Consider the following 25,570-nt stretch of genomic DNA (forward strand, 5'->3'; position numbering starts at 1 on the left):
CCCTTAAGTCACCCTCCTGTTGTCAAAATAAATCAGCAGGCCTTTGCGTCCCCTCGTCGCCATAATATAGTAGATATTCGTCACATACTTGTCGCATTCCCTCTGGAAGGCTTCCACCAGCGCGGCATTATTACATCTTTGCAGATAATCCTTGATGCGCTCCATAACCTCGTAAGTCTTGCCAGCATAGGATATCGGAATGCCCAGGCAACTCGCTACGTCAATCATCAGTTTATAATGCTTGGACTGCCCGATATTAAGATGCAGCCCCTGCGGCGTCCAGGTGACATCGCCTCCGGCGATGACCGCCACGTAGTCTGCGTCCAGTCCAGGCATCCACCAGGTTCCCACCCAAATATTGGAAGGATCATACTCTTTCCGAAGTACATAACTAAACCAGTCCTTCTCTCCTTTCTCCGTCCACTTCGTGTATAAAATGCTTCCGTTCCTGCCGCATATATCTTTGGCATCCTCGGACAGAAGGCCAATGACCGCCGTCTCTTCCTGGGGATGACTGGCCATCAATCTCTGTAAGCGGTACTGGAAATCGGTAAAGGATTCCGCGATCTGGAAATCATATCTGTCATCCCGGGTGTCCACCTTATTTCCTTCCACATAATCCCTCGCCTTTTTCTCGAAGGTTTCCGAGCCATTATAACGCACGCTGCCTTTCAGCCGGATCTCTACAAAGTCCTCCCTGTCTTCGAATTCTTTCAGTTCCTTAAGAGAATTTTCCGGGGTGATAGTCTGCTGCTCGTCATAGCATAATACCAGCTGGCAGCCCTTTTTTAACAGGCCGCTAAGCAAGCCTTCTTTATTATGCTGTGCCTCATCAATGAGGAGCACGTCTCCTTCTCCCAGGCTCCTATCCTTTGACAGGCTATAGGAAAACTGGAATATCTGGGAAGCATTCTGGTTCATATTCCGATACAGATGCGTATTCTGGGCGCCAAGAGAAAGTCTTGCCGTCTTCCCCCAGGCCTGCCGGTGAGACTCGATCTCTACAAACAAGGTTAAAAGAATCGCCGTTTTCCCCGAGCCTGCTGCTCCTGAAATACGAATCACTTTATTTCCGTCTTTTATTACCTCGATAATCTTTTTAATCTTCTTGTCCTGCTCTTCTGTCAGATGATATGCAGGCTGACAGTTCACCGACCGTTTCACAGCGTTGATAATGCTATGAGAAGGCTGATAGGCTGCATCCATCAATTCTCTGATCATTTCCTTGTCACCGCCGGCCATATGATTCAGGGTATTTCCCTGAACCTCGCTTAGAATCTGATCAAGATTACATTGGCATGGTATCCTTGCGTCCGCTTTATTGGGATTTTTTCCAACAAGTTCCCAAATCCCATTTTCCGTAGCATTTGGCAGGTAGACATAGGCCTTGCTTAAGTACTTCCCTCCCACATCCAGGTATCCTTTAAAGGAACATTCATGCCTGGATACCTGCACTTGCGGATGGAGTTCTCTGCCTTCTTCCCCGCGGTATTCGCTGAACCTGTGATTCCCGATATAGTCATCGCCCCACTGCTTGACCTCGATCAATTGCGCCAGTTTCTTTCCTCCCTGATTATAGCCGCATATCATGAGATCAATTGCCATATCGGATGTAGGAAGCTCGTATTCCAGCACGATGACGCAGCTGCCGGGCAGGTACCGAAGCCTGTCGCAATTTCTCAGTCTCTGTACAAGATCCCGCCATGCGCGGATCTGGCTGTCGCTGCTGCCAGGATATTGCCATGCCAGCCCCTCCACGATCTGTTCATCCAAAATTCTGCCATACAGGAACTCCTGTACCGTCATAAAATACCCTCTCATTCTCTTTTGCATCCTCCTTACTCTATCTTTATTTTACCATATCCTTCCTTTCCATAGTAAAAAAACCGCAAAAGACCTGCCATTTAGGTTTAGGAAATAAAAATCAGTTGAGAGAACGAATGGCAATGTATTATAATAATAAATGCAGTTATCGTGAATTCATCGAAAGGAAAAAACAATGTCCGGACACTTTTATTTATCAAATCTAAAAAAATACTGGGTATTTCCTCTGATTGCCGGAATTATATTTATATGCTGCTCTCTTTTGGCCGTAAATGTAAAAGTAATTAATCTGATAAAGACGGATAAGATCCGGGAATCTGAAAAGACTATTGGCACCGTCAGTCGAAGCATTGACCATTATCTGCTCGTCCTGCAGCAATCTGCTTCGGAACTTATGCTGAACAATCAGAACATGGTGCTGCGGTCCACAGATGATAAACGTGATTTTACATCTTCCGCTACGTATAGATATTCTGAGATGATTCATAATATTAAGGTCGCCAACTCTCTCGTTGACGATATCTACCTGTACTACCCCAAACTAGATTATGTAGTGGGCACGGAAGGCAGTTATCGGTCGAAAAATTATTTTCTCATCAGCAATCAATTATCCCAAAGCGGATATGAGGATTGGATGCAAGATGTACTGGATACCGAACAGTCCAGTTTCTTTTTAAACAATCAGGATGGGGAGAAGAAACTATATTTTCGCCAGCATATGCCTGGAAGCAATGACGAGGAATTCTCGGCAGTCCTCATTATGTGCGTAGACAGCACGGAATTCACACGCTTGCTTGACATGGCGCTTCTGCATGACGGCAGTACCTCCATTGCCGTGGTTGATGAGAATAATGAATTGTATCAGACAGGCGGCAAAAAGCTGAAAGCGATCCCCAAGGACTTTTCTGCGAAGAAGATTGAGAATGCGGATTACATCGGGTGGCGCATGCCTTCTGAATACAGTTCTTTATCCTATGTGGTTGTCAGCAATAAGGAAATCCTGTTTTCGCCTATCATATTTATCCAGCGCCTGCTAATAATAGGCGTCGTGCTCTGCACAGTGGCGGGATTGCTCGTCTCCTTATTCCTCGGCTACCGTCAGCACGCATCCATTCAGCAGACCATCAGCAGCCTGAACGAGAAGGTGTTATGGTCGCTAAAGGAAAATACGCTGTCCGACATCCTGAACCAGCGGCTGACAGATCTGGAAGTAATCCGGAATCTTTTCCAGACCAGTGGTATTACTCTGGATTATATGTATTACTGCTTCGTGCTGGCAGACGTATCCTTTGAAAAGGATAAAAAGAAGATCCGGGAATGGATGAAAGAGACCGGCAGAATCTTGGAAGCCGAAGAGGATTCCGTAGACGTCATGCCTGTACTGTCCGGCAATACGGCGGTGTTTCTTCTAAACTATGAGCCCTCCGAGACAGAGATCACCTTACGGCTGGCGCAGATATTTGAAAGCCAGTCTAAAAGACAGGAAAAGATACAGGCAAGCAACGTATTCATGTCTCCTGAGCAGCTGGTTCCCACCTTCGAGCAGACACTATCCCTGCTTCAGAGCCAGTCAGACCCGTCAGAAGTCAGGGATCTGTCCACGGAAAAAGAAGGCAGGCTCTTGCTGGAACGCTGGGAAAAGGCGTTGCTTTTCCAGGATTATACCAATGCAAGAACCATCGTGCGGGAACTTTTCCATACTTATGTCCTGACTCCGTCTGACTCCTATGTAAGGCTCAGCCGACAATACGTGGTCGTCCATCAGGTATTGCAGTGCCTGGAGGCTGAGGATGCCCGCTACCATACAAATTTCCTGTCCGCCTATCTGGAACAGTTCAAGCGCTGCACCGACACGAAGAAAATCCCGGAGATTCTATCCGATATCCTGAATCAGCTGGAGCAGGTAAATAATCAGTATTCCTTGAATCACAAGGACAAGCTGTCCTATAGGATCAAGAAGATCATAGAAGACAATTACAACAAGAATTACCTGGGCCTGTGCTATATCTCAGAACAGGTAAATGTCAGCACCTCCTACGTATCGAAGGTGTTTAAAGAAGAATATGGCATGGGGGTCGTGGAATACATGAACCGACTCCGCATAGACGAGGCGAAGGAAATCATGAAAAGGGATGGCCTTACCGTGAAGGAAATCGCCGAAAAGGTTGGCTTCACAAGCGACATACATTTCATCCGGATCTTCAAGAAATATGAAAACACGACTCCAGGAGTTTATCAAAGGCAAAACAAATAACCAAATATGTTAACTTGGCAGATAATTATATTATTGTTAATTCACAAAAAACGTTAATTTTGAGCAAGTCTTTCCATCATATTATCTAAAATTTGCACAGAGGTTCTTTCAATAGAGTACCCTGTGCAATTTTTGTATATTTAAAAAGATTCCTTGTTTTTTTATAATAAATACAAGTTCAGACTTCGAAATTTCTGAATATTGCAAAAGGGCAGAATAATAGACGCGTCAAACACCGCCCCTTAAAAAGAAACGTAAAAAAGGAAAAGAAAGGTGAGTAAAGTTATGAAAAGAACACTTAAAAAAGCAGTATCCGCGCTCCTGTGCGTAACCATGGTCTCAGCGCTTGCCGTCGGTTGCGGCAGCAGCGGCAAGAAGTCCTCCGGCGGGGATGATAAAGAATCCCTGGAAGTATGGATGCCGCCTTTGAGCGAAAACCAGGATGATAAAGAAATATGGAATAAGATCTTAGAGCCTTTTGAGAAAGAGCACAATGTCAAGGTAAACGTAGAGATCATACCATGGGGCAATTATGAAGAGAAATATCTGACAGGCGTTACTTCCGGCGAAGGCCCGGACGTTGGATATATGTATATGGAAATGCTGGGCGACTTCATCGACATGGGTGCCGTAGAGAGCCTGGACGACTATCTGACAGATGAGGAAAAGGATAATTATCTCTATCTGGACAACGGAAAGATCGACGGAAAGCAGTATTGCCTGCCTATGATCGTCGGTAATGCCATCGTCATGTGCTATAACAAGGACATCCTGGCAGCAAACGGAATTACGGAAGTTCCTGACAATTGTTCCTGGGACCAGTTCATCGATATCTGCAAGCAGGTCAAAGTAGGCGCAGATGGCAGCAGCGAGGTATATCCTCTTGTACAGCGCTGGGGCAATCCGTCCATGAGCACGCTGAATGCCTCCTTCTATCCTTATCTGTGGCAAAGCGGCGGATCTATCTTTAATGAAGAAGGAACCGCGCTCGCTATTGACAGCGAGGCTGGAAAGAAAGCCGTACAGTTCCTTTATGACTTGCGTTTTACCCATAACATTCTTCCAGACGTGGTTACCAGCCTTACCAATGACGACTGCATCAGCTACTTCTGCGAAGGCAAGACCGCCTTTGTAGAAATGGAAAGTTCCAGCACGGTACAGTTTGATGAGGCCAACGTTAACTGGGGATTTATCACCAGCCTTACCAATCAGGAAAAAGGTACCTTCGTGGCATCAGATTCCCTGGTTCTTATGTCAAACGCTAAAAATAAAGATCTGGCATACAGCCTTATCCAGTACATGCTGGACGGCGAATCCATGACAGAATACCACCAGTCCGCACGATTTGCACCAGTTGCAAAAGATGAGGAATACCATGACAACCCGGCATTTAAATCTGTATATGAAGAGGACGGGGAGCAGCTTCACACCTTGTCTCCAGCCAAAGGCGCTTCTAAGATCGGAGATACGCTGTATAAGAACCTTCAGCTGATGATCATGGGCGAGATGAAGCCGGAAGAAGTCATCAGCGAATCCGTTTCCTATGCAGATACCATTCTGAATGAATAACAAGCGAAGGAGTATATAGATGAAACGTTCAAAATTGAAATGGAGTTCAGCCAGCGGCTATCTGTTCATACTACCAAGCCTTCTGCTCCTCATCCTGTTTCATGTGATTCCGATCTTCATGACCGCCGGATATAGTTTTACCCAATATAATGTTTTGCAGGCTCCTGAATTCATCGGTCTTGAAAATTACAGTAATATACTAAAAGACCCGTATATTACGTCATCGCTCTTTAATACAGCTATTTATACGGTGATCGTCGTACCAATCCAGACTATACTTTCCATGTTGATCGCCTATCTGCTGGCCCGGAAGTTCCAGACCCGTTTCGGCGGCTTTGTACGAAGCGCTTTATTCGTACCGGTCATTACCTCTATGGTTCTGACCGCCGCCGTATGGCGGCTGCTCCTTTCGGGAAATCCGGAAGGGGTAATGAATTCCATCATCGGATTATTCGGAATCGCGCCTATCAACTGGCTTGGAAGCCGATGGCCTGCCTTGATCGCCGTGTGCCTGATTGCCATCTGGAAGAACGTAGGATATTTTATGGTCATCTTTTACGCCGGCATGATGGATATTCCCACCTCGCTTTATGAGGCGGCAACCGTAGACGGGGCGGGGGAGATCCGACAGTTCTTCTCTGTCACCCTGCCGCTTCTTAAGCCGATCACTTACCTTGTGGTAACCTTGGGCACCATATGGTCCTTCCAGGTATTTGATCTTGTCTATACGCTGACAGGAGGAGGGCCTGGACGGGCGACCATGACGCTGGTCCTGACAATCTATAATTCTGCGTTTAAGGATTACAAGATGGGATATGCAAGCGCGGTATCGATGCTGCTGCTGGTAATCGCACTATTTATTTCCTTCCTGCAGAAGGTTGTATTCCGGGAAAAAGACGGGACGAAGAGGAGGAAGAGATAATGCATATTTTTAAAGGAAAGATAAGCAAATGGGTGATCGGCCTTATCCTGCTTATGCTGGTGGCAATCAGCCTGTACCCGTTTATATTCATGATATTGACATCATTTACGCAGAAAAGGATCATGTCGGCTTCCTTTGATTTCTCATCCATGGATTTGAGGAATTTTAAGAACCTGCTGTCCAACTTCCCTGTTCTGACGTATGTAAAAAACAGCTTAATCGTAGTATTTTGCGCCTGCTTCTTTAATGTAGTCACCGCTACAATGGCAGGATACGCATTTGCCAAGAAGAAATTCCCCATGAAAGAGGGTATCTTCTGGCTATATCTGGCAACTTTGATGCTGCCGGGACAGGTCATCCTGATTCCGGTATTTACAATTATGAAGCAGATGAACCTGCTTAATACATATCCGGCCCTGTTCCTGGTCATCCTGGATGCCTTCGGAGTCTTCCTGATGCGCCAGTTTATGGAAGGTATACCGGACGAATTGATTGAATCGGCCAAGATTGACGGCTGCGGAGAACTGCGGATCTTTCTTCAAATAATCGTACCGCTCTCCAAGCCGGTCATCGTTTCCCTGGTAGTGTTCACCTTCATTACCTCCTGGAATGATTTTATCTGGCCGCTGGTAATGGTCACCAAGGACGAAATGAAGACATTGACGCTGGGATTATCCATGCTGCAGAATAATTATGTGAGCAACTACGGACTCGTAATGGCCGGGGCCACAGTAGCATTTATATTCCCATTCATCTTATATTGCATTTTACAGAGAAAATTTGTTGAGGGCATTGCCCTTAGCGGAATAAAAGGTTAACAGGAGGAACATAGATTATGGATTATGACGTAAGAATTATCAGCACCCTGGAAAAGGTCCTTCCCAAAAGCGGGATGCTGGATTCAAGACCAATCCGAAAGCTTACAGGCTTCCGGAAGCAAAGAGTATCTTTCCAGATTGCCTATTGCTATCATGGGGATTATTATTTGAACCAGACGAAGGCACAGGCCTTCCGCAATCCTTACGCTACCGTGCGTGTAGAAGGGGATTTCAAAGAGAAAGTCAATATCAGAAAGGTAGAAAACGTACCGGTCCTGTTCCCGCATGAGAAACAGGTGAAAAAATATGATTCCGAATATCTGGGGGATGAGCCGGGACTCTATCCGGACATCCTGGCTCCCTTTGAAGGCGGCGTCCAGATGATTCTCGAGCAATGGCGCGCGCTGTGGGTGGACTGCGAGATTCCGGAAGATGCCGAAGGCGGCGATCATGACATAACCATCGTATTTGCCGGAACCGACGGCACCGAATATGTCCGCACGAGATTGACGCTCCACGTGGTTCCTGCCGTGCTGCCCAAACAAAAGGTTCTCCATACAGAATGGTTCTATCCGGACTGCCTGGCTGACTATTATGGCTGCGACGTATTTTCAGAGGAGCATTGGAAGATTATCGGAAACTTTATGCGAACCGCTGCGTCGCGGGGAGTCAATATGATCTTTACGCCGCTCTTTACGCCGGCTCTGGACACTTTAATCGGAGGTGAGCGCACCACCGTGCAGCTCGTCAAAGTATATAAGAGAAGCGATGGATATTCCTTTGACTATTCTCTCTTCCACCGCTGGATTGAATTATGCAAAGAGGTCGGTTTTGAATACTTTGAGATGTCCCATCTATTCGCCCAGTGGGGAGCAAAATTCCCTCCAAAGGTTGTGGCAGAGGTAGATGGCAGCACAGAAAAAATATTCGGATGGAACACTCCGGTAAGTGACGGAGGCTATGAAGAATTCTTAAAAGCATTCCTTCCTACGCTTATGGAAGAACTGAAAAAAGAAGGCATCCTTGAATACACTTACTTCCACATATCCGATGAGCCTACCATAGACAACGCGGATACCTATCAGAAAGCGCTTCACATGGTGCGCCCATATATCGGCGACGTGCCGGTAATCGACGCATTAAGCCATGTGCAGCTGTACGAAGAAGGAATTGTGAAGAAGCCGGTTCCTTCCAGCGAATATATCCATGACTTCCTGGATCAGGGACTTGAAAACGCCTGGGTATACTATTGCTGCGGACAGGGCTACCGGGTAAGCAATCGATTCATTGCTATGCCTGCATGGAGAACCAGGATTCTGGGCGTGCAGTTATATAAATATAACATGGAAGGCTTCTTACATTGGGGCTTCAACTTCTATAACAGCCAGTACTCCCTGCACAGGATCGATCCGTTCCGCGTGAATGATTCCGAAGACGCATTCCCGGCCGGCGACCCATTCATCGTGTATCCGGGCAAGGATGGCGAACCTATAGAATCCATGCGGCTTCCCGTAATGGCAGATGCAATGCTGGATACCCAGCTGCTGGAATATCTGGAATCCCTCACCAGCCGGGAACATGTGCTGGAACTGCTGGAAGGGGCAGACAATGTGGATATCCGCTTTGACCAGTATCCCCTCGGACCGGATTATCTTCTGGATCTCTGGGAAAAGGCAGCGCTGGAAATCGAAAAATGCCTTGTCAGTTTAAAATAACAGCCTATCAAATCATACATTAAATCATACATATTAAAACTCCGGCCATTTAGTTTTGGCCGGAGTTTTAATATTCTACTTATTCTCGTCTAATGCTTCGATTAGCCTTTTCTTTAGTTCTTCGATTTGTGCGTCTTTTTAATTACTTTATTCTTCTCCTCAAGTTCCTTTTCCTGCTCTTCAATCATATACTTCACCGTGTTCCTGTCAATCTCCAGCAATTCCTTCGAGAACATATTCATCACTCCTTCAATATTCGAACAAATCTGATAAATCTCCTCATACATAGCCCTAAACTGCGGATACTCCTCTATCAGTTCCATGATCCGCTCCGGCTCATCAAAACTTAAGAAAGCCAGACATGCATCCAGTTCATCTTTGATATCTTCATTTTGCTTGTTTCCTTTATATTTCTCGTCATAAGCACTGCTCCTTCCATTCTACCATCCGCCTAGCAGGGAGCATACCATTAACGTGCCTCCATATAAGGTTCCAGCACCTTGCGTATAAAGAACGAGTTTGCATATGTAAGAACCGATACTCCTATCACGCTCCAGATAGCAGCCCCTGCCAAAATCGACGTCTGATTGAGGAAAGTAAGGATCAGGCACATCCCCGTCAAAAGCAGGACGGGTAATGCATAAGGCAGTCTGGAGACTGGAATCAGTATCGCGTTCTTTATCATATTGCCCGTACTGTTCCTGAATACGGCAATTAATGGAAAGACGAAGAGCACTTCTACAAAGCAGAAGAAGCCGGTTATGCAGAATATAACGATGGCCGCTGACGCCACGATTCCTGACGTCCTGCTTACTATAGCCATATCTGCTCCGATCAGGAACCCCAGGAGTGCCAATATCATCCATACTATCGTACCCTGTCTGAAGTTCTCACGAAATGCCTTGAAGTAATCCTTTATAATATATCCTTCCTGATTCTTCGTAATCTTAAGCATAACCGAATACAGAGCCGCCGTTGATGCGCCCATCGTTACAATCGGTATGGAACAGACTACCCATAAGATATTCAATAGAATAAAATCAAAGATTCGCGTAAGCACTCGTATGATCATATTGTCCATTGGCATTTTTCTCCCAGCATATCCTGTCTCATTAGCATCTGTCATTCAATCGGAACTAGTATTCTACCTTCCACATGTAGCGCCGTGTCATGTAGTCAATCTTCGTAGCATCCGAAAGTTCCTTCATATATGTATTGTTCAGTATCGGCGAGAACAGCATATGGTTAAAGTATTCTGATACGGAATCCTTGAATCTGTTAATTCCAAGTTCCTTGGCGTCCAGAATATATACCTTGTCTCCGCCATACTCCTTCAAGAACTTTACAGCCCTTTCGTCTGCCTTCCTTGTCCTTCCTTCTGATACCAGGAGGAAGAAGGATTCATTCTTGTCCAGAACCTCGAACGGACCGTGGAAGAATTCGCAGCAATTGATGGTAGGCGACTGGATCTGAAGCATTTCCATAATATTGCAGATGGAAAAGATATATCCCGCCGCATACGCCGGGCCGCTTGCCATGACAGAGATTACATGCTCGTCTTTATTCTGCATTGCCCACTTCTTAGCCAGAGGCATGCAGTATTCCTTTGCGTCATTATATACCTTGTCAAGTATATCATATGCGGCCATGGCATCCGCATAGTGTTCATAGCCTTCCGCCACATCTACGATATCCATGGCTATCCGCATTCCCAGCGCAGCATTCGTCTTGCTCTGGTCGGATTCGTCAAACATGATGCTGTCATATTTAATATTATATTCACAGGTTTCCGTAAGAAGGGACTCCTGCACATACAGGCCAATGGTAACTGCCCCCAGATCCTTTGCAACCTGTGCTGCCACGCAGGTCTCCGGCGTCCCTCGCATGGAAGTTATGACTGCAATGGTATTCTCCCCTACGAATTTGGGCGGAGCGTATACGAATTCGTTGCTTGTAAACATCTGGGAGCGTATGGACTTGGCTTCTCTGTCCATAAAATACTGCGCCGGATAGTTTCCTCCGTTGGAGCCGCCTGCCGCCACCCATACAACATTCTGAATTCCGCCTTTTCCTTCCTTCTCTTTTGCAATCTTCTCAATAATATTTCTGATTTCCATAATCTATATCTCCTTGCCTAATATAATTTCTTTTAACCTTAGAAACGATGTCTCCATCGCATAGTGAGGATCCCGCATGTATTTGTCATTCAGGATCTCCAGGCTCAATGGCCCCTGGTAATGAACGGCATCCAGTTTTCCCAGCATGCCCGCGATATCAAGATGTCCCTCCCCCAGGATGAGGTGCCCATTCGGAACACCGTCCGCCACATGTACATGGCGCAGGTTTCCTTCCAAATCCTTGATTGCCTGTTCCATGGTTTCCCCAGAATATCCCAGGGTTGCCGTATCGATCATTCCCTTTACCGCAGATGAGCCCACTTCCCGGATCATACGTACCACATCTTTGGAATTATGGGTGGTGGTATACTCTCTTGGGGAGGTTTCTAATACCAGCTTCACGCCATAGGCCTCCGCCATATCTCCCAGGATTCCCAGGGATTCCACGGATCTTTTCCATGCCGCTGATTCCTCTTCATCCAGGGTACCATATCCGGCCAGCGTTACTACGTATTCGGTTCCCATCTCTGCCCCGAACTGGATAGATTTTTTGAATACATCCATGCTTCTTTTTCTCGCAGCCGGATCAAGAGCGGCTATATTGACCGGATACAGGCATTGTTCCGGCGTAAAGCAGACTATATTCAGTTTATGCTCTATCAGTTTCCTGGTAATCCTCTTCACATCCCAGTAATCCACGTCATCCAGATGGAAATGTGGATAGCAGGCATAGAACTCGATGGGCCCTGCCTCCAGCCTTTGTAGCGAGTCCAGAGCATAGTCCAGCGAGTACCTGCCATAGGGATAATTGGAAGTCAATATCTGCGTTTCTTTCAAATTCTTCACTGCATCTACCTATCCTTTCACGCTTCCTGCTGTAAGCCCCCGCACGAACTGCTTCTGCAAAAGCAGGAACGCAATCACCAGCGGAAGCGAGGCAATTACCATGCTCGCGACAACCAGCGTCCAGTTGGTCGTAGTCATTCCCTGGAAATTCATCAGGCCCACGGGCACCGTCTTCTTATCCGTGCTTTGCAGCATGATGTTAGCAAACATCAGCTCATTCCACACGGCCCGGAAACTTACGATCGCACAGGATGCAATGATGGGCTTGCTAAGCGGCACAATGATCTTACGGAATATCTGCCAGGTACTGGCCCCATCGATATATGCCGACTCGTCCAGGCTATAGCTGATGCTTTTATAGAATGTCATGATCAGAAATGTCGCAAATGGGATTCGAAAAGCCGCGTTAATCAGTATCAGGCTTGTCCTGGTATCATAAAGCCCTGCTATCCTGACCATCTTAAAAAGGGAGATGACCGAAGACTGGGGCGCCAGCATCAGGCCGCCAAGAATCAGATAGATCCACAACTTCTTCGACTTGAACTGAAGGCGTGCCAGCGGATAAGCCGCCAGACAGCTGACAAATGTGGACAATGCCGTGGCCGCCACCGTAATGATCACGCTGTTGGACAGATAGACGCCAATTCCCATGCTCCATGCATCCGTATAATTTTCCCAGTGCCACTGCTTGGGCAGCGCAAACGGCGACAGGAACAATTCCTGATTCGTCTTGAATCCTGTGATAATCATCCATACAAGAGGAAGGATAATTATGATCGCAAATGCTATGAACAGGATATATGCAATCACTCGCAAAACTGTTTTTCTCATACTTGCCCTCCTACTGCTGGTCATCCAGGCGATAGCCCTTCATCTGCGCCAGCCCGATGATAAATGTTACAATAAATATAAAGAAAGCCAGGGCAGATGCATAACCCATCTGGTCATTCTTAAATCCTACTTTGTACAAATATGTAGCCAAAGTCTCTGTCGCATTTCCCGGCCCGCCCTTCGTAGTTACAAATACTTCGTCATACTCCCTGATAGAGCCCGTCACCGTAATAATCGTATTAATCAGTATCGTGTCCTTGATCTCCGGCAGCGTGATAAAGAAAAATTTCTTGATTGCATTCGCACCGTCAATATCCGCCGCTTCGTACAGATCCTCCGGTATGTTCTGTATCGCCACTATGAAGAGAATCACCGTATATCCAATGTATTGCCACTGCGACATGGCTGCGATCGCGTAAGTCGCGCTGCCTGCATTTCCCAGCAGATCAATATTGGACGTATCGATTCCAGCCAGTTCCAGGAGCGGGTTGATCAATCCTATAGATGGGCTGTAAATCATCTTGAATGTAATTCCCACAACCGTCACCATCAAAAGCGATGGGATGAAGTATACAGACCGAAAAAAGTTCTGCGCCTTTCTCATAAACTTTGCTTCTAAAACGCTGGCGATGACCAATGAGATCCCGATCTGGCATATCACCGACATTACGGTAAAGATCAGGTTGTTCTTCAAAGCCACATAAAATACCTTATCTTCAAACATTTTAAGATAATTAGCGATTCCGACAAATTCATGCTTGGAACTCATAGCCCCCCAGTTGAAGAAACTTTCGAACAGATTGATAAATATTGGAAAGTACAATATTACGATTACCATGAGGAGTGCCGGCAATAGATATAGCCCTATCGTCTTTTGATTTTTCTTTCTCACGATATCTGCCTCCTTTGTTTTTATGCAGGCATCAGGCTAAGGCCGGCTTTATCCTGCCTTGCCTGGTACCCGCTTGCCTGATCCTACTTATTGGATTCGGCGACTTCTTTTGCTGCTTTTTGCACATCCGCCACGATATCTTCCGCGGATTTGCCGTCTAAGCCTTCCTGCAGGCTTGCCATATAAGTATTCGCTACATTGCCGTCCACACACTGATCCAGCCATTCTGCAATCGCTGTATAGTCCTCAGCAGTCTTGTATGCGGCCGCAATCACTGGATCTGAATTTTCCTTAGTGATGCCTCCGATCAATGCATTTGGAAGGCCTGTCTCCTCTGTCTGCTTAAGCGCCTGCTCCTTGGATGTCATGAACTTCAGGAATTCTACTGCCTCATCAGGGTGCTTGCAGTCTGCGGAAATCGCATAGTTCTCGGAGCCTCCTGTTACACATGTCGCCGCCTCGTCGCCCGTGGCGTCTCCCGGAACCGGAATCTTGAAGTATCCATATCCATCTTCGCCCATAGCCTCTGTATAAAAGGAGAACTGGCTGGTAGCATCAAGAATCATGCCCTGCTGTCCTGCGCAGAATTCTTCCCGCACCTGGTAATAATCCTTAGAGTTTACATTTTTTCCAAAGTATCCGCTGTCATTGAGGTCAAGGAATGTCTGGACAGAATTGACATATCCCGGATCCGTGAATTCGCCTGAAGTCGGATTATAATCTGCGGTACGCGTATCAGCATTTACATAACTTGCGTTAAACTGTCCCACATACCACATGGTGTACCAGTTCTGGGAGTTTCCGAATGCGATCGGCGTAATATCATTTCCTTTTAATGTATCGCAGACGCTGATGAATTCATCCCAAGTGGTGGGCACTTCCAGGTTGTTGTCTTTAAATACCTGCTTGTTATACAGCATGTAGAGTACAGAACTTCTATATGGGACAGCATAATTCTTATCTTCATATACGCTGCTGCTTAAGAATGAAGGCAGGAAGCTGTCTCTCCATTCCTGATCCTTCTCCATATAAGGCGTCAGGTCTAAGATTCTTCCGGCACGCGAAAAACGGTTCAGGCATTCTCCGCCCCAGGCAAAAAAGATATCCGGCAAGTCGCCGCCTGCTGCCAGCACGCTTAACTTCTCCTTGATCGCCTGGTCACTGATATTCTCGTATTCAATGTCTATATCCGTATGAGCCTTTTCAAAATCTGCAATCGCCTGTTCAAAATAGCCTTTGTACTCATCCTCCGGATGCTTGTCCAGGAACGTCAGCTTAATCTTATCGCCATCCGATCCACTTTCTTTTTTCCCGCAGCCTGCAAAGAGGGATGCTGCCATAACCAGCACCAGCGTCGCTGCTAAAATTCTTCTTTTCATAACACTTTTTCCTTCCTTTCTCTGATTGATCTTTACAGATTGATTATGTCAGACAGCCTGTCCGGGTCGACGTCATACCCCACTCCTAAAGCGCCGTCTTTTACTACCACTGTGGCCGCAAATTCTGCCGCCTTTTTCAGTGAAGCAGTTATCTTATTCTCAGTAGTCAAAGACTCGTCAGCCTCTACTGATAAATAATTCGTTAGAAACGAACTGATATAGGAGTCTCCGGCTCCCATGGTATCAGTTGCCTTCACCTTGCACACATCCTGCGTGTAAAACTCCCTGCCATCATACGCTATCGCTGGATTGGCGCCTCTGGTTCCGATGGCGATCCGGCATCCAAGTCCTACGCACTTTTCCAGGATTTCTTTTGTCTTCTCTTCGCCGATATGGCTGCAAGAGAAGAATCCATATTTGATATAGGGAGAAATTTCTTGTATATCCGCTTTTGTAAAGTTGTCATAAAAATCATAGCAGATGATAACTCCGCCTTTTGCAAGCCTTTCGATCATCTCTTTGCTTACCCTGGCTCCCCAGCTGATGCAGGCCACATCAAATGTCCTGATATATTCGATCTCCGCGTCGGTAAACTGAAATGGATACAGGTCTGTAACCCCCTTTTTATTCCAGTCCAGGAATACGCGCTCGCCGTCTTGCAGGTTGACCAGCGCATAGCCGCTTGATCCTGTCTCATGATGGGACCGGCTGGTATCAATCCCTGCGTCCGTCAGCGTCTTCTCTAAGATGCCCCCTACCGTGTCATCGGCAAATATCCCCATAAACCCTGCATCCGCTCCTTCTAGTTTCGCGTCGTAAGCGATATTAAATTCATTTCCGCCTGGATACATCCTTTTCTGGTGACAGTAGATATCCATGGTCGCTATCCCGATTCCTATAATTCTTGGTCTTTTTTTCATACTCTTTTCTCCGTTTAATAATATGTATTAATACGTCTTGAATATATATTAATTTTATACTCCATTTTTGTCAATACAATTCATACAAGAAAACTATTTTTATGCAATTCTTATAATTTTCCCCCTTATTTTTTGGTCAAAAAAAGGCTTTCTATTTAGAAGCCCTTTAAATTCGTCTTGACTCGTATCTTTTATTATACATACCATTTTAAAAATCGATCATTGTCCCCTCGTACAATATCTTTTACCGTATGAATGGGCACTCCATTAATATCGTAAACGCACATCTCCGATTCAATAACAGGCGTACCTGTATTAATGCTCAGATAATCCGCAATTTCTGGGGAAGCATAACTAATTTTTACGCTCCTTCTGCCTTTATTGGATGGTATCATCCTATACTTACTCATCAAAATATCATAAAGAGAGCCTGTCAAATCTTCCTTTTCCAATCCCTTCATACTGGCGGAAAAATGATTTTCCTCCAGCGCTATCGGTACTCCATCCGCAATTCTCACCCTTCTGACCATCATTATCTTTCCATCATCATCCAGTTCAAAAAATGCTTTGTCTATTTCCGTTTCCACTTTCCTCAACCCTGCTTCCAGCACCTTCGTTGTAAGCCTGACTCCCTGCATTCTAGCATTTCCAGTAAAACTTGTCACTCGGCTTGGCAGCTGGAGCATGTCTGACTGTGCTACAAAACTGCCTTTTCCCTGTACTTTTATAATACAGCCTTCAACTTCCAGTTCTGCCATCGCGTTCCTCACTGTCACACGGCTCATTTTATAGGCCTTCTGCATCTGTGTCTCTGATGGCAGCCGATCACCCGGTTTTAACTTCCCCGTCTGAATCTCTCCTATAATGATATTCTTAAGCTGGCGGTATAAAGGCATGGTATTCCCTTTCTGTATGTCACCCATATGATCACCTTTTCCAATACGTCTTATAACATATATTATATCTAAGATATCATACAATATATTTTGCTGAAAAGCAACCATTGAAAATACTATTTATCAAGGCCTGAAGATCAAATCTCCAGGCCCCATTGTACCACTCCTTGCTAATATTCCACTTTCCACATATACCGACGTGTCAAATAATCCATTTTTGTGTGTGCTGACAATTTTTTCATATATGCGTTATTTAAAATAGGAGCAAACAGCATATGGTTGAAATATTCACATACACTGTCTTTAAACCTATTTATGCCAAGTTCTTTCGCATCCAAAATGTATACTTTATCACCTCCGTATTCCTTCAAGAACTTAATAGCACGCTCATCTGCCTTTCGTGTCCTTCCCTCTGATACAAGGAGGAAGAAGGAGCCGTCCTTATCAACAACTTCAAATGGCCCATGAAAAAATTCACAACTGTTGATCGTAGGAGACTGAATCTGGAGCATCTCCATGATATTGCAAATGGAAAAGATATAGCCCGCAGCATATGCCGGTCCACTGGCAAGTACAGAAATTATATGCTCATTTTTATTAGTTTCTGCCCATTTTTCCGCCAACGGCAAGCAGTATTCTTTTGCATCATTGTATACTTCATCCAGAATATCAAATGCTGCCATCGCATCGTCATAATTTTCATATCCTTCCATTACATCAACTATATCCATGGCTATGCGGACGCCTAATGCTGCATTCGTCTGGCTCTGATCTGATTCATCAAACATGATACTGTCATAGTGTACTTTATAATCACAGATTTCAGTTAGATCTGATTCTTCTACGTACAGGCCTATTGTAGAGGCGCCGTGATCTTTTGCAACTTGCGCCGCTACACAAGTTTCCGGGGTTCCTCTCATAGATACGATTATGGCAACTGAATTCTCATTCACGAATTTTGGCGTTGCATATACGAATTCATTACTTGTAAACATTTGGGAACGAATCTTCTTTGCCTCGCGATCCATAAAGTACTGCGCCGGATAGTTGCCTCCATTAGATCCTCCTGCTGCCAGCCAGACAACACTCTTAATTCCCCCTGCATTCTTTTTCTCTTCTGCGATCTTTTCAATAATTTCTCTAATCTCTATATTTACTTCTCCTTGAATCATTCATGTTGGAATAGTGTCTTAATGCTTGGCTCGTCAGCCACGGTATAGAGTACTCCATTTGACTCGTAATCTTGCATTAACTCGTCTTAATGCAATAATATAATTAAGTGTCTTATTTGTCAATGTATTTTTAAAATTTATGTATTTTTATACTTTAACTATAGAATTCTCTAAATTTAAATCAAAAAAATAACCATATTGCACAATTTGCAAATGGTTATTTTAAATATTAATACGTATCAATACCTTTTCTTCCACTACACGTACCACTTTATGAAACGGTCATTGTCACCCCTTACCCAATCCTTTACAGTATGAATCGGATCCCCATTCATATCAAATACGCACATCTCACATTCTATGACAGGCGTTCCTATCGACAAGTCCAGACACGTTGCGATCTCCTCGTCCGCAAATACGATTTTCACGCTTCGCCGGCCTTTATTAGATGGTATCATATGATATTTATTAATCAGGATGTCATAAAATGAACCTGTCAAATCTTCATTGGCCATATCAATCAAATCTGGCGATAAATGGTTCTCTTCGATTGTAACCGGTACGCCATCCGCGCTTCTTACTCGTTTGAAGACCAATACTTTGCCATTTGTCCTATCTCCAAAAAATTCCCGGTCAAGTTCAGACTGAATATCCTGAATCTCAAACTTTACCACTCTGGATGTCAGGTTAACCCCCTGCATTTTGGCATCTTCCGTAAAACTGGTTACCCCTACCGGCAGACGCAGCATGTCCGAATGAGCTACAAAACTTCCCTTTCCCTGTACCTTGATAATATATCCTTCTACGGTAAGTTCCTCCATCGCATTGCGAACTGTTACCCTGCTCATATTATATTCCTTCTGCAGCTGGGTCTCAGATGGCAACTTATCTCCAGGCTTCAACATTCCTGTCCTGATTTCTTTCTTTATCTTATTCTTCAGCTGTAAGTATAGTGGTGTTGCATTTGTTTTTTCAATAGCGCCCATATAAATCCTCTCCATATAACTCGTATTAAGACTTGTATTACTATAATTCCATCATATACCAATACTTATTTAAATGCAACCTTATTTTGTTGACTTTTTACCAAATACGTTATAATATGACTTATAAATGAGTATGATTTTATTCACGCCTTTAAGGAGATTCATCTATGCAAAAGTTTCTGTTTATCAAATTCACCATCATTCTTTCTCTCTATTATGCCTCCTATGCTATCATAATAGGTTATGCGGCTCTTTTTATGCAGCACAAAGGCTTTAATAATATGGAGGTCGGAGTCTTCTTTGCATGCTCTGCTGTTTCCTGTATAGTTATGCAGTTTGTTTCTGGTTCCCTGTTAGACCAGTTTCTGCAGTTTTCGTCAAAAATTCTGATACAGGTTGCAAGCATTATAGTCTTGATTTTTGGTCTGATTCTTTTTCTTTCAGAGAACCGTTTCACCATCTTCTTATGCTATATCGTTATCGGTTCTTTCATGCTGGTAAATTCTTCGCTGTTTAACTCTTTGGGAATGGAATATATCAATGCAGATATCCATCTAAACTATTCCCTGGCCCGGGGCTTTGGCTCTCTTTCTTATGCTTTAACTTCCCTGGCCATAGGTATCATTATAAAAAGATACTCCGTTATGAGTATCTTTCCGGCATTTTTCCTCGCACAAGGCCTTATGTTCTTAGGACTGTTTATTCTGATTCCGGCAAAGCGCAATCTGCTGTTTCAGAAGAGCAGGGACACGGACGGATCTTCCTGCGGATTTGTACATCTTTTTACAAAGCGTCCCTGCTTCCTCTTCCTTCTTGTCAGCATACTGCTGGTATATATCAGTTACACAGCCATCAATAATTTTCATATTAACATTATCGAATCCGTTGGCGGCGGAAGTCCCGAACTTGGAGTCTCCACGTCTCTTGCGGCAATGCTGGAACTCCCAGCCATGGCCTTGTTTGTCCCGGTTTCCAAAAAGGTTTCCTATCGGCATCTCCTTTCTATCTCCTGTGTATTCTTCTTTCTCAAGGCTTTTTTTAATGCTTTTTTCCAAAAACATCTCAGGCATATATCTTTCCCAATGCCTGCAGTTTTTCTCCTATGGCCTATTCGTCCCCGCCTCCGCCTATTTTATCAATTCCGTCCTGCCCATTCAGGATAAGACAAAAGGACAGGCCGCACTGGGCATCTTCACCTTTGGATTAAGCGGGCTGGTCTCCAGCGTTCTCAGCGGAGTACTCTTGGATCACTTCACCGTAAGAACTATGCTAGCATTAGAAAGCGGCCTGGCGTTCATCGGCATGTTTGGCGTCATCGTCGCATGCCATCTGCTTGCCAGCGGCAAAGACATTTAACTTTTGTCTATTCTGCCGTTAGTCCTGCTATCTTTATCTTCCCGGATGATGTCTTAAGGTCCTGGCACAGCCGTTCGATCCGCGCTGCTTCTTCCTGCTTTATTAGCCGGACATCCGCCAGTTCCCAGTTTCGGCCCAATTCCTGGTATTTGGTTCTGCACATGTTATGGAAATACAGCATCTCCCACTGCACGATGTCATCCTCCAAATACTGATGGATGAATCCGTCAATAGCCCGAATGTTTTCTGCGTCCATCGTGTAGCCTGGAATCAGCGGCGTCCGTATGATAATCTCCAGTTCTTTGCGGCTTCTGCGATATTCCGCCAGAAGTTTGAGATTTTCAAGGATCCGCGCGCTTGACTGTCCTGTCGCTTCCTTATGCCTCCTGCCCTCCAGAATCTTCATGTCAGCCAGAACCAGATCAACATGCGCAAGTACTTGCCGCAGGTGATCCCACGGCGCATAAAGGCAGGTATCAAGCGCCACATGGATTCCATCTTTTTTCAGAATGCTTGCGGTCTGCGCAGCAAACTCCGGCTGACAGAGAGGCTCGCCCCCAGACAGGGTGACGCCCCCTCCGGTTGCCCGAAAGAAGTCCTGATCTTTTTCCAGTTCTAACGCCAGATCTGCTGCGGATATGCTTCTTCCATAGCGGACCATGGCTTTCGCCGGACAGAAATCGGCGCATTTCCCACAATTCGTACATCGATGCAAGTTCTTTTTAATAGTCCCATCCTCCAAAAGGGCGAGCGCGCCATATGGGCAGGCTTTTAGACATTCCAGGCAGCCAATGCATTTTCCTTGGTTCCATCCAGTCTCCAGAGAGGCATTCTGCGTCTCTGGATTATGGCACCATACGCACCTTAACGGGCAGCCCTTGAAAAAGACGGTGGTCCTGCTGCCTGGTCCGTCGTGCGTACACAGCCGCTGGATGTTCGTTATGATTCCTCTGCTGCCATGCTTCTGATCTTCAACTCTTTCCATATGCCTATCCTTCTACATAGTTGACTCTGCTGACAAACTCTTCCTGCAGCTTGCGGTCCATTGCCACGAAATGAGCGGAGTAGCCGGTTACCTTCACCACGATATCCTGATACTTGGGATTTTCCGGATCATCCATTGCTTTTTTAAGTTCTTTTAAATCCACGATGTTTAAATTAATCTGAACTCCATGCTTCTGAAAGAATACCCTGGAAAAGTGATTGATAAATCTTGCCGTGTCTCCCAGTGTCTGGGTAACGATGGGGGTCAACTCGATCTGCAGGGATCCTCCCTGGAAATGCCTCAAGTCGATCTTGCAGAGGGAATTGGCGGTGGCGCTGATTCCATTCTGATTCCGACCTGGCATCGGATTCATGCCGTGCGCCAGGAATTCATCTTTATGCCGTCCGTCAGGCGTGGCTCCCATAAATGGCCCTGCGTATGTATGTCCCATAAACTGGAATAGAGAGGGACGGAAGAAGAATCCTTTTATGTTTCTCTTGGATTCCAGCACCTCCCGGATATGCTCGCTTACCTTTACTGCCATACGGTCCACATCATCCAGATCATTTCCGAATTTATCCACATTCAGGAACCGCTGGCGCATAACCTCCTGTCCTTCCCAATCCCGTTCCAGCGCGTCAAGAAGTTCCTCCATCGTGTACATCCGCTCCTCGAAGATCAATTTCTTCATAGCATAGATCGAATCAATGACGTTTGGCACGCCCAGGATATTGACAGAAGTATAATTATTATTGACTGCCCCGATATCCGTAACGTCCTTGCCCTTTTCAATCGGTCCATGCATGCAGGTGGATGTGATCATCTCCGGCCACACTTTATGCTGCCACAGATATTGGGAATTTTTTAAAGCAACCAGGGCATCCGCGCTTACATGGACTTCCTTGTCATACTCTTCCCAGAATTCCTCGAATGTCGTAAGATTCTTTTGGATGCAGTTCTTCATGGCTCGCTGCATGGGCTGGATCAGCACGATGCAGTTCACATCCTGATCCTGATATTCCTTTCCTACGGAGCAATACCACTGGCATCCGCTGTAGCATACATTCCATGCGTCCTCCTCGCTGAATCCCGAATACAGCTCGCTCGCCCTTAATACATCATAGTTCACCAGCGTAGGCGTTCCCGCGCCATGCCTTGCGACTACTTCGCAGGCATACTGGAAATATGCCGGATCCATATCCTCATGCCACATTACGCCAAGATGATTATAGCCGCCCAGCATATCATAGGCCTCCAAGGCGACCCAGCTTAACTCGTTGGTGGCGTCTTCGAGTTTCTCGTTCCTGCCCCCGAAGGAAAAGTAGCTGGCACCATACTTCAGATACTGCTCGGCGATCAGTTCACGCGCCGTCTCTCTGGTCAGGGAGCCGTCCATAATTCCCTTCTCGTACAAGGCATACATGAACTGGTCAAACCGTCCGTATCCGTTGCCATGCCCATTCATTCTCTCTACCACGAAAAAGAAATTAATCCACTGGATTCCCTGTTCAAACGTCTGGGGCGGCCCCACCGCCAGGGCTTTGCAGTTATCGGCGATTCGCTCGTACAGAAGTTTCTGCTCCCGGTCTACTTCCGCCTTGCCGCGCTTTTTGGCCTCCTTAGCATAGCGGTCGATATACCGGATGATCGCGGAGACTACCAGATCGCTTGCTGCCAGATATTCCGCGCTCTTCTGATTCCCGTATGATTCAAACTTCGCGCGATTCTTCCTTATCTTCTCTAATATCCCGCTCCAGCCAAGCGTAATGCCGATTCCAAGATCCGGGCATGTGTGTGCCAGGCTGAATCCGCCAGCCCCTACCTTCCTGGCTTCAAATCCAAGTCTCTGGCATTCCTCCGGGTACTTATACAGTCTCGCCTCTTCTAACTGCCAGTTCATCTCTCCAACGATCAGTTCATCTGGATGGATGACCACTGGGCTGTGATCCAGGAAGTATGCATAGTCTACCGCCCAATTATACTCTGAATACTCGAACTTCCCTGTTTTGGAAGGCATCTGATCCGCATAAGGATAGGGCTTCCCAGTCTCCACCCGGCAATTATGATCCCCGAAGGATATCACCTGCTCCTTGGGCGGCGCCAGTTCTCCGGAGGCTGGGGCAAATGCCTCGCATTCCCCCGACCAGTGATAGATCAGGAATTCCGGGTTCGGCGCCAGCAATTCTCTCTTTTTCCCCAAAGCCAGCTCGCGGTTGCGGGCAATCAAGTTCTTCATCCTCTGATTTACTGCAAAGTTCTGTGCGCTCATCTTCGTTACCTCCTATGGGATAATGATACATTTTCCATTTCTTTGTTTCTGAGAAAATGCCTTGCCTATGTCTTTTAGTTCATAGCGATCGGATATCAGTTCCTTCAGCCGGATTTTCTTCTTTGCAATGAGATCGGCCGCCTTTCCGTGGGAATATGGATTTACATAAGATGCCCTTATGGTAAGTTCTTTAGAGAAAAGTTCAAAGGGCTTAACCGGAATCTCACAGTCCGGCTCCGTCAGGCCGAACAGGAGCACCATCCCTCCCTGGCCTGCCAGGCGGATCGCATCCAGCATCGTCTCCGGCCTGCCTACACACTCGATCGCCACATGGATCTTGCCTACATTAAGTTCCTTTAAGGCATCTTCCGGCGCCCCATCCAGAGGATTCACTACATAATCCGCCCCTAATTGAAGCGCCATCTTCCGCTTGCTTTCCATCGGTTCTGAGACGATGACCGTGCCTGCCCCGGCAAGCCTTGCCAGCTGGAGCATAATGCAGCCGATAGGGCCAGCGCCGATCACAAGCACCGTATCTCCCATCTTAATATCTGCCAGCCGGATTCCATGGACGCAGCAGCCAACCGGCTCGCACATTGCCGCTTCCTCATAAGAGGTATCCTCCGGCAGGCAATATACCTGCTTTTCCAGTACCGTGCAATATTCCGCAAAGCCGCCGTCGTAATTCACTCCCGTAGCCTCATAATGCTCGCAGAAATGCGGCGTTCCATTCCTGCAGGGATCGCAGGCCTCGCACATCAGGCTTGGATCAACGGTTACCATATCCCCTGGCTTTACTCTGGTAACCCCTTCGCCCACCTTGCAGACCTCTCCTGCAAATTCGTGCCCCAGAACCACCGGCGGCTGGCATTCTGTGGCACCTTTGGCACCCTCATAGATATGCATATCGGTCCCGCAGATTCCTGCTGCCTTCACATGGATCATGACTTCCTTGAAGCCTGGTTCCTTTACCTCTCTCTCCTCGTAACGGATATCGCCTTTTCCATAAAATACCGCTGCTTTCATACATTTTCCTCCTGACCTGTTCTAATTCATATTCCGTGCTTATGCATTTCCCCACATCCGCTGTCTTTTGAACTCCGATGGCGGATAGCCGCAGATTCTTGAGAAATCCCTGCTGAATACATTAGCGTCGCTGAATCTCAGTATTTCTGCTGTCTCGCTTACCCGCTTTCCTTCTGAGAGCAATTTCTTCGCCTTATTAATCCGCAGATGGATCGCATATTGCTGTGGCGTAATTCCCATATACCTTCGGAACAGCCGTATCATATAGCTGGTCGTATAGGAAACGCTTTTTGCCAATTCCTCATTGGATATAAAGGTGTCCTGGTTTATCATAGCCAGCAGTCTATTGATACGTTCATCCGCCGCAGCGGACTCAGGCAGGCTATCCTCCAGCGCGTCCAGCAATGCCTCTGAAAGAGGTGACAGCAATTTCCCGCGTTCTTCCATGGCTGCCGACAGGACGCACAGAATCTTCTCTTCTATGGATCCGGCCGCGATCGGTACGTCTACTACCTTGAAGGTGATCGGATGATAACAGTCCAGATGCATCCAAAGCACCTGGAACGGATCTTGCGGATTGTGGGTAATGTGATACTTTCGATACATGGGAAATATGTACAGATGATTCTTCATAAGCCTGATCTCGCCGTCTGCGTCATGGTATACCACATCCCCGCCCCTGACATAATATACCTTATGAAAAGTTCCTCCGTCATCATAGGAACACCAGTCCCCGGGACAGGTGTAGTCACCATAAGCCAATACAGATGCCTTCATCTGCCAGCGCCTCCTT

Annotated in this window: 22 protein-coding genes and 1 pseudogene; 7 read left to right on the top strand and 16 right to left on the bottom strand. The window is 46.1% G+C overall.

The genetic code is table 11. The features are described 5' to 3' along the window. Positions 1-3 precede the first annotated feature (3 nt). On the bottom strand, positions 4-1,833 hold the full coding sequence (locus K0036_RS14890) for a DNA/RNA helicase domain-containing protein (protein WP_220430089.1): 1,830 nt from the start codon (positions 1,831-1,833) through the stop codon (positions 4-6). Between the two features lie 166 nt (positions 1,834-1,999). Here K0036_RS14890 and K0036_RS14895 point away from each other — a divergent pair, with 166 nt between their 5' ends. The 5 genes from K0036_RS14895 (at position 2,000) to K0036_RS14915 (ending at position 9,102) form a co-directional block, all read left to right on the top strand. Then, entirely contained in the window at positions 2,000-4,078 is a 2,079-nt protein-coding gene (locus tag K0036_RS14895; protein ID WP_220430090.1) for a helix-turn-helix domain-containing protein, read from the top strand. Positions 4,079-4,363: 285 nt separating this feature from the next. Then, on the top strand, positions 4,364-5,647 hold the full coding sequence (locus K0036_RS14900) for an ABC transporter substrate-binding protein (protein ID WP_025642459.1): 1,284 nt from the start codon (positions 4,364-4,366) through the stop codon (positions 5,645-5,647). 19 nt (positions 5,648-5,666) lie between these two features. Next, entirely contained in the window at positions 5,667-6,569 is a 903-nt protein-coding gene (locus K0036_RS14905) for a carbohydrate ABC transporter permease (RefSeq protein WP_025642457.1), read from the top strand. After that, positions 6,569-7,387: a carbohydrate ABC transporter permease gene (locus K0036_RS14910; protein ID WP_044955244.1), complete on the top strand. Its 819-nt coding sequence runs from the start codon at positions 6,569-6,571 to the stop codon at positions 7,385-7,387. Before K0036_RS14905 ends, K0036_RS14910 begins: the two co-directional genes overlap by 1 nt. 17 nt (positions 7,388-7,404) lie before the next feature. After that, positions 7,405-9,102, top strand: coding sequence for a DUF4091 domain-containing protein (locus K0036_RS14915; protein ID WP_220430091.1), 1,698 nt, complete (start codon positions 7,405-7,407; stop codon positions 9,100-9,102). A gap of 113 nt (positions 9,103-9,215) precedes the next feature. Here K0036_RS14915 and K0036_RS14920 read toward each other — a convergent pair whose 3' ends face one another. The 11 genes from K0036_RS14920 to K0036_RS14970 form a co-directional block, all read right to left on the bottom strand. Further along, complete coding sequence (locus K0036_RS14920) at positions 9,216-9,425, bottom strand: hypothetical protein (protein WP_173694057.1); 210 nt, start codon at positions 9,423-9,425, stop codon at positions 9,216-9,218. A 146-nt stretch (positions 9,426-9,571) separates the two neighbouring features. Continuing rightward, positions 9,572-10,183: a YesL family protein gene (locus K0036_RS14925; RefSeq protein ID WP_259283318.1), complete on the bottom strand. Its 612-nt coding sequence runs from the start codon at positions 10,181-10,183 to the stop codon at positions 9,572-9,574. A gap of 55 nt (positions 10,184-10,238) precedes the next feature. Next, positions 10,239-11,219 (bottom strand): sugar isomerase, encoded by a 981-nt coding sequence (locus tag K0036_RS14930; protein ID WP_025642446.1) that lies wholly within the window; start codon positions 11,217-11,219, stop codon positions 10,239-10,241. A 3-nt stretch (positions 11,220-11,222) separates the two neighbouring features. After that, positions 11,223-12,065: a sugar phosphate isomerase/epimerase family protein gene (locus tag K0036_RS14935; protein ID WP_025642444.1), complete on the bottom strand. Its 843-nt coding sequence runs from the start codon at positions 12,063-12,065 to the stop codon at positions 11,223-11,225. A gap of 9 nt (positions 12,066-12,074) precedes the next feature. Continuing rightward, a complete protein-coding gene (locus K0036_RS14940) occupies positions 12,075-12,896 on the bottom strand; it encodes a carbohydrate ABC transporter permease (RefSeq protein ID WP_029466970.1) in 822 nt (273 codons plus the stop codon). Between the two features lie 10 nt (positions 12,897-12,906). Then, on the bottom strand, positions 12,907-13,788 hold the full coding sequence (locus tag K0036_RS14945; protein ID WP_029466971.1) for a carbohydrate ABC transporter permease: 882 nt from the start codon (positions 13,786-13,788) through the stop codon (positions 12,907-12,909). Between the two features lie 83 nt (positions 13,789-13,871). Beyond that, the gene (locus K0036_RS14950) at positions 13,872-15,167 is read right to left on the bottom strand and encodes an ABC transporter substrate-binding protein (protein WP_025642442.1); all 1,296 of its coding nucleotides are present in this window, start codon (positions 15,165-15,167) and stop codon (positions 13,872-13,874) included. A gap of 32 nt (positions 15,168-15,199) precedes the next feature. Continuing rightward, complete coding sequence (locus K0036_RS14955) at positions 15,200-16,087, bottom strand: PfkB family carbohydrate kinase (RefSeq protein ID WP_220430093.1); 888 nt, start codon at positions 16,085-16,087, stop codon at positions 15,200-15,202. 194 nt (positions 16,088-16,281) lie between these two features. After that, the gene (locus tag K0036_RS14960; RefSeq protein WP_162148333.1) at positions 16,282-17,010 is read right to left on the bottom strand and encodes a GntR family transcriptional regulator; all 729 of its coding nucleotides are present in this window, start codon (positions 17,008-17,010) and stop codon (positions 16,282-16,284) included. Between the two features lie 143 nt (positions 17,011-17,153). Further along, positions 17,154-18,155, bottom strand: coding sequence for a sugar isomerase (locus K0036_RS14965; RefSeq protein ID WP_259283319.1), 1,002 nt, complete (start codon positions 18,153-18,155; stop codon positions 17,154-17,156). Between the two features lie 257 nt (positions 18,156-18,412). Then, a complete protein-coding gene (locus K0036_RS14970; RefSeq protein ID WP_081702143.1) occupies positions 18,413-19,156 on the bottom strand; it encodes a GntR family transcriptional regulator in 744 nt (247 codons plus the stop codon). A 152-nt stretch (positions 19,157-19,308) separates the two neighbouring features. Here K0036_RS14970 and K0036_RS19685 point away from each other — a divergent pair. Together K0036_RS19685 and K0036_RS14980 are read left to right on the top strand one after the other, a co-directional pair. Further along, positions 19,309-20,100: pseudogene (locus K0036_RS19685) on the top strand (MFS transporter); the annotation flags it as partial. A gap of 52 nt (positions 20,101-20,152) precedes the next feature. Continuing rightward, on the top strand, positions 20,153-20,497 hold the full coding sequence (locus tag K0036_RS14980) for an MFS transporter (RefSeq protein ID WP_259283320.1): 345 nt from the start codon (positions 20,153-20,155) through the stop codon (positions 20,495-20,497). A gap of 7 nt (positions 20,498-20,504) precedes the next feature. Here the strand turns inward: K0036_RS14980 and K0036_RS14985 are convergent, their stop codons facing one another. From K0036_RS14985 to K0036_RS15000, 4 genes are read right to left on the bottom strand one after another with little or no spacing between them, the layout of a single operon-like run. Beyond that, positions 20,505-21,482 (bottom strand): glycyl-radical enzyme activating protein, encoded by a 978-nt coding sequence (locus K0036_RS14985; protein WP_220430095.1) that lies wholly within the window; start codon positions 21,480-21,482, stop codon positions 20,505-20,507. A gap of 4 nt (positions 21,483-21,486) precedes the next feature. Further along, entirely contained in the window at positions 21,487-23,751 is a 2,265-nt protein-coding gene (locus K0036_RS14990) for a pyruvate formate lyase family protein (RefSeq protein WP_220430096.1), read from the bottom strand. Positions 23,752-23,763: 12 nt separating this feature from the next. Continuing rightward, positions 23,764-24,777, bottom strand: a complete 1,014-nt coding sequence (locus K0036_RS14995) for a zinc-dependent alcohol dehydrogenase family protein (protein ID WP_025642429.1) — start codon at positions 24,775-24,777, stop codon at positions 23,764-23,766. Positions 24,778-24,816: 39 nt separating this feature from the next. Further along, the gene (locus K0036_RS15000) at positions 24,817-25,554 is read right to left on the bottom strand and encodes a helix-turn-helix domain-containing protein (RefSeq protein ID WP_220430097.1); all 738 of its coding nucleotides are present in this window, start codon (positions 25,552-25,554) and stop codon (positions 24,817-24,819) included. Positions 25,555-25,570: the final 16 nt, after the last annotated feature.

It is taken from the genome of [Clostridium] scindens (assembly GCF_019597925.1).
In the GTDB taxonomy this organism is placed as follows: domain Bacteria; phylum Bacillota; class Clostridia; order Lachnospirales; family Lachnospiraceae; genus Clostridium_AP.

Bases quoted from the DNA above. Each gene is read 5' to 3' on its own strand.
- K0036_RS14910 (WP_044955244.1), top strand. From the start codon at position 6,569: ATGCATATTTTTAAAGGAAAGATAAGCAAATGGGTGATCGGCCTTATC.
- K0036_RS14970 (WP_081702143.1), bottom strand. From the start codon at position 19,156: ATGGAGAGGATTTATATGGGCGCTATTGAAAAAACAAATGCAACACCA.
- K0036_RS14925 (WP_259283318.1), bottom strand. From the start codon at position 10,183: ATGGACAATATGATCATACGAGTGCTTACGCGAATCTTTGATTTTATT.
- K0036_RS14915 (WP_220430091.1), top strand. From the start codon at position 7,405: ATGGATTATGACGTAAGAATTATCAGCACCCTGGAAAAGGTCCTTCCC.
- K0036_RS14930 (WP_025642446.1), bottom strand. From the start codon at position 11,219: ATGGAAATCAGAAATATTATTGAGAAGATTGCAAAAGAGAAGGAAGGA.
- K0036_RS14920 (WP_173694057.1), bottom strand. From the start codon at position 9,425: ATGGAACTGATAGAGGAGTATCCGCAGTTTAGGGCTATGTATGAGGAG.
- K0036_RS15000 (WP_220430097.1), bottom strand. From the start codon at position 25,554: ATGAAGGCATCTGTATTGGCTTATGGTGACTACACCTGTCCCGGGGAC.
- K0036_RS14965 (WP_259283319.1), bottom strand. From the start codon at position 18,155: ATGATTCAAGGAGAAGTAAATATAGAGATTAGAGAAATTATTGAAAAG.
- K0036_RS14955 (WP_220430093.1), bottom strand. From the start codon at position 16,087: ATGAAAAAAAGACCAAGAATTATAGGAATCGGGATAGCGACCATGGAT.
- K0036_RS14905 (WP_025642457.1), top strand. From the start codon at position 5,667: ATGAAACGTTCAAAATTGAAATGGAGTTCAGCCAGCGGCTATCTGTTC.
- K0036_RS14950 (WP_025642442.1), bottom strand. From the start codon at position 15,167: ATGAAAAGAAGAATTTTAGCAGCGACGCTGGTGCTGGTTATGGCAGCA.
- K0036_RS14900 (WP_025642459.1), top strand. From the start codon at position 4,364: ATGAAAAGAACACTTAAAAAAGCAGTATCCGCGCTCCTGTGCGTAACC.
- K0036_RS14940 (WP_029466970.1), bottom strand. From the start codon at position 12,896: ATGAGAAAAACAGTTTTGCGAGTGATTGCATATATCCTGTTCATAGCA.
- K0036_RS14985 (WP_220430095.1), bottom strand. From the start codon at position 21,482: ATGGAAAGAGTTGAAGATCAGAAGCATGGCAGCAGAGGAATCATAACG.
- K0036_RS14890 (WP_220430089.1), bottom strand. From the start codon at position 1,833: ATGCAAAAGAGAATGAGAGGGTATTTTATGACGGTACAGGAGTTCCTG.
- K0036_RS14895 (WP_220430090.1), top strand. From the start codon at position 2,000: ATGTCCGGACACTTTTATTTATCAAATCTAAAAAAATACTGGGTATTT.
- K0036_RS14995 (WP_025642429.1), bottom strand. From the start codon at position 24,777: ATGAAAGCAGCGGTATTTTATGGAAAAGGCGATATCCGTTACGAGGAG.
- K0036_RS14960 (WP_162148333.1), bottom strand. From the start codon at position 17,010: ATGGGTGACATACAGAAAGGGAATACCATGCCTTTATACCGCCAGCTT.
- K0036_RS14990 (WP_220430096.1), bottom strand. From the start codon at position 23,751: ATGAGCGCACAGAACTTTGCAGTAAATCAGAGGATGAAGAACTTGATT.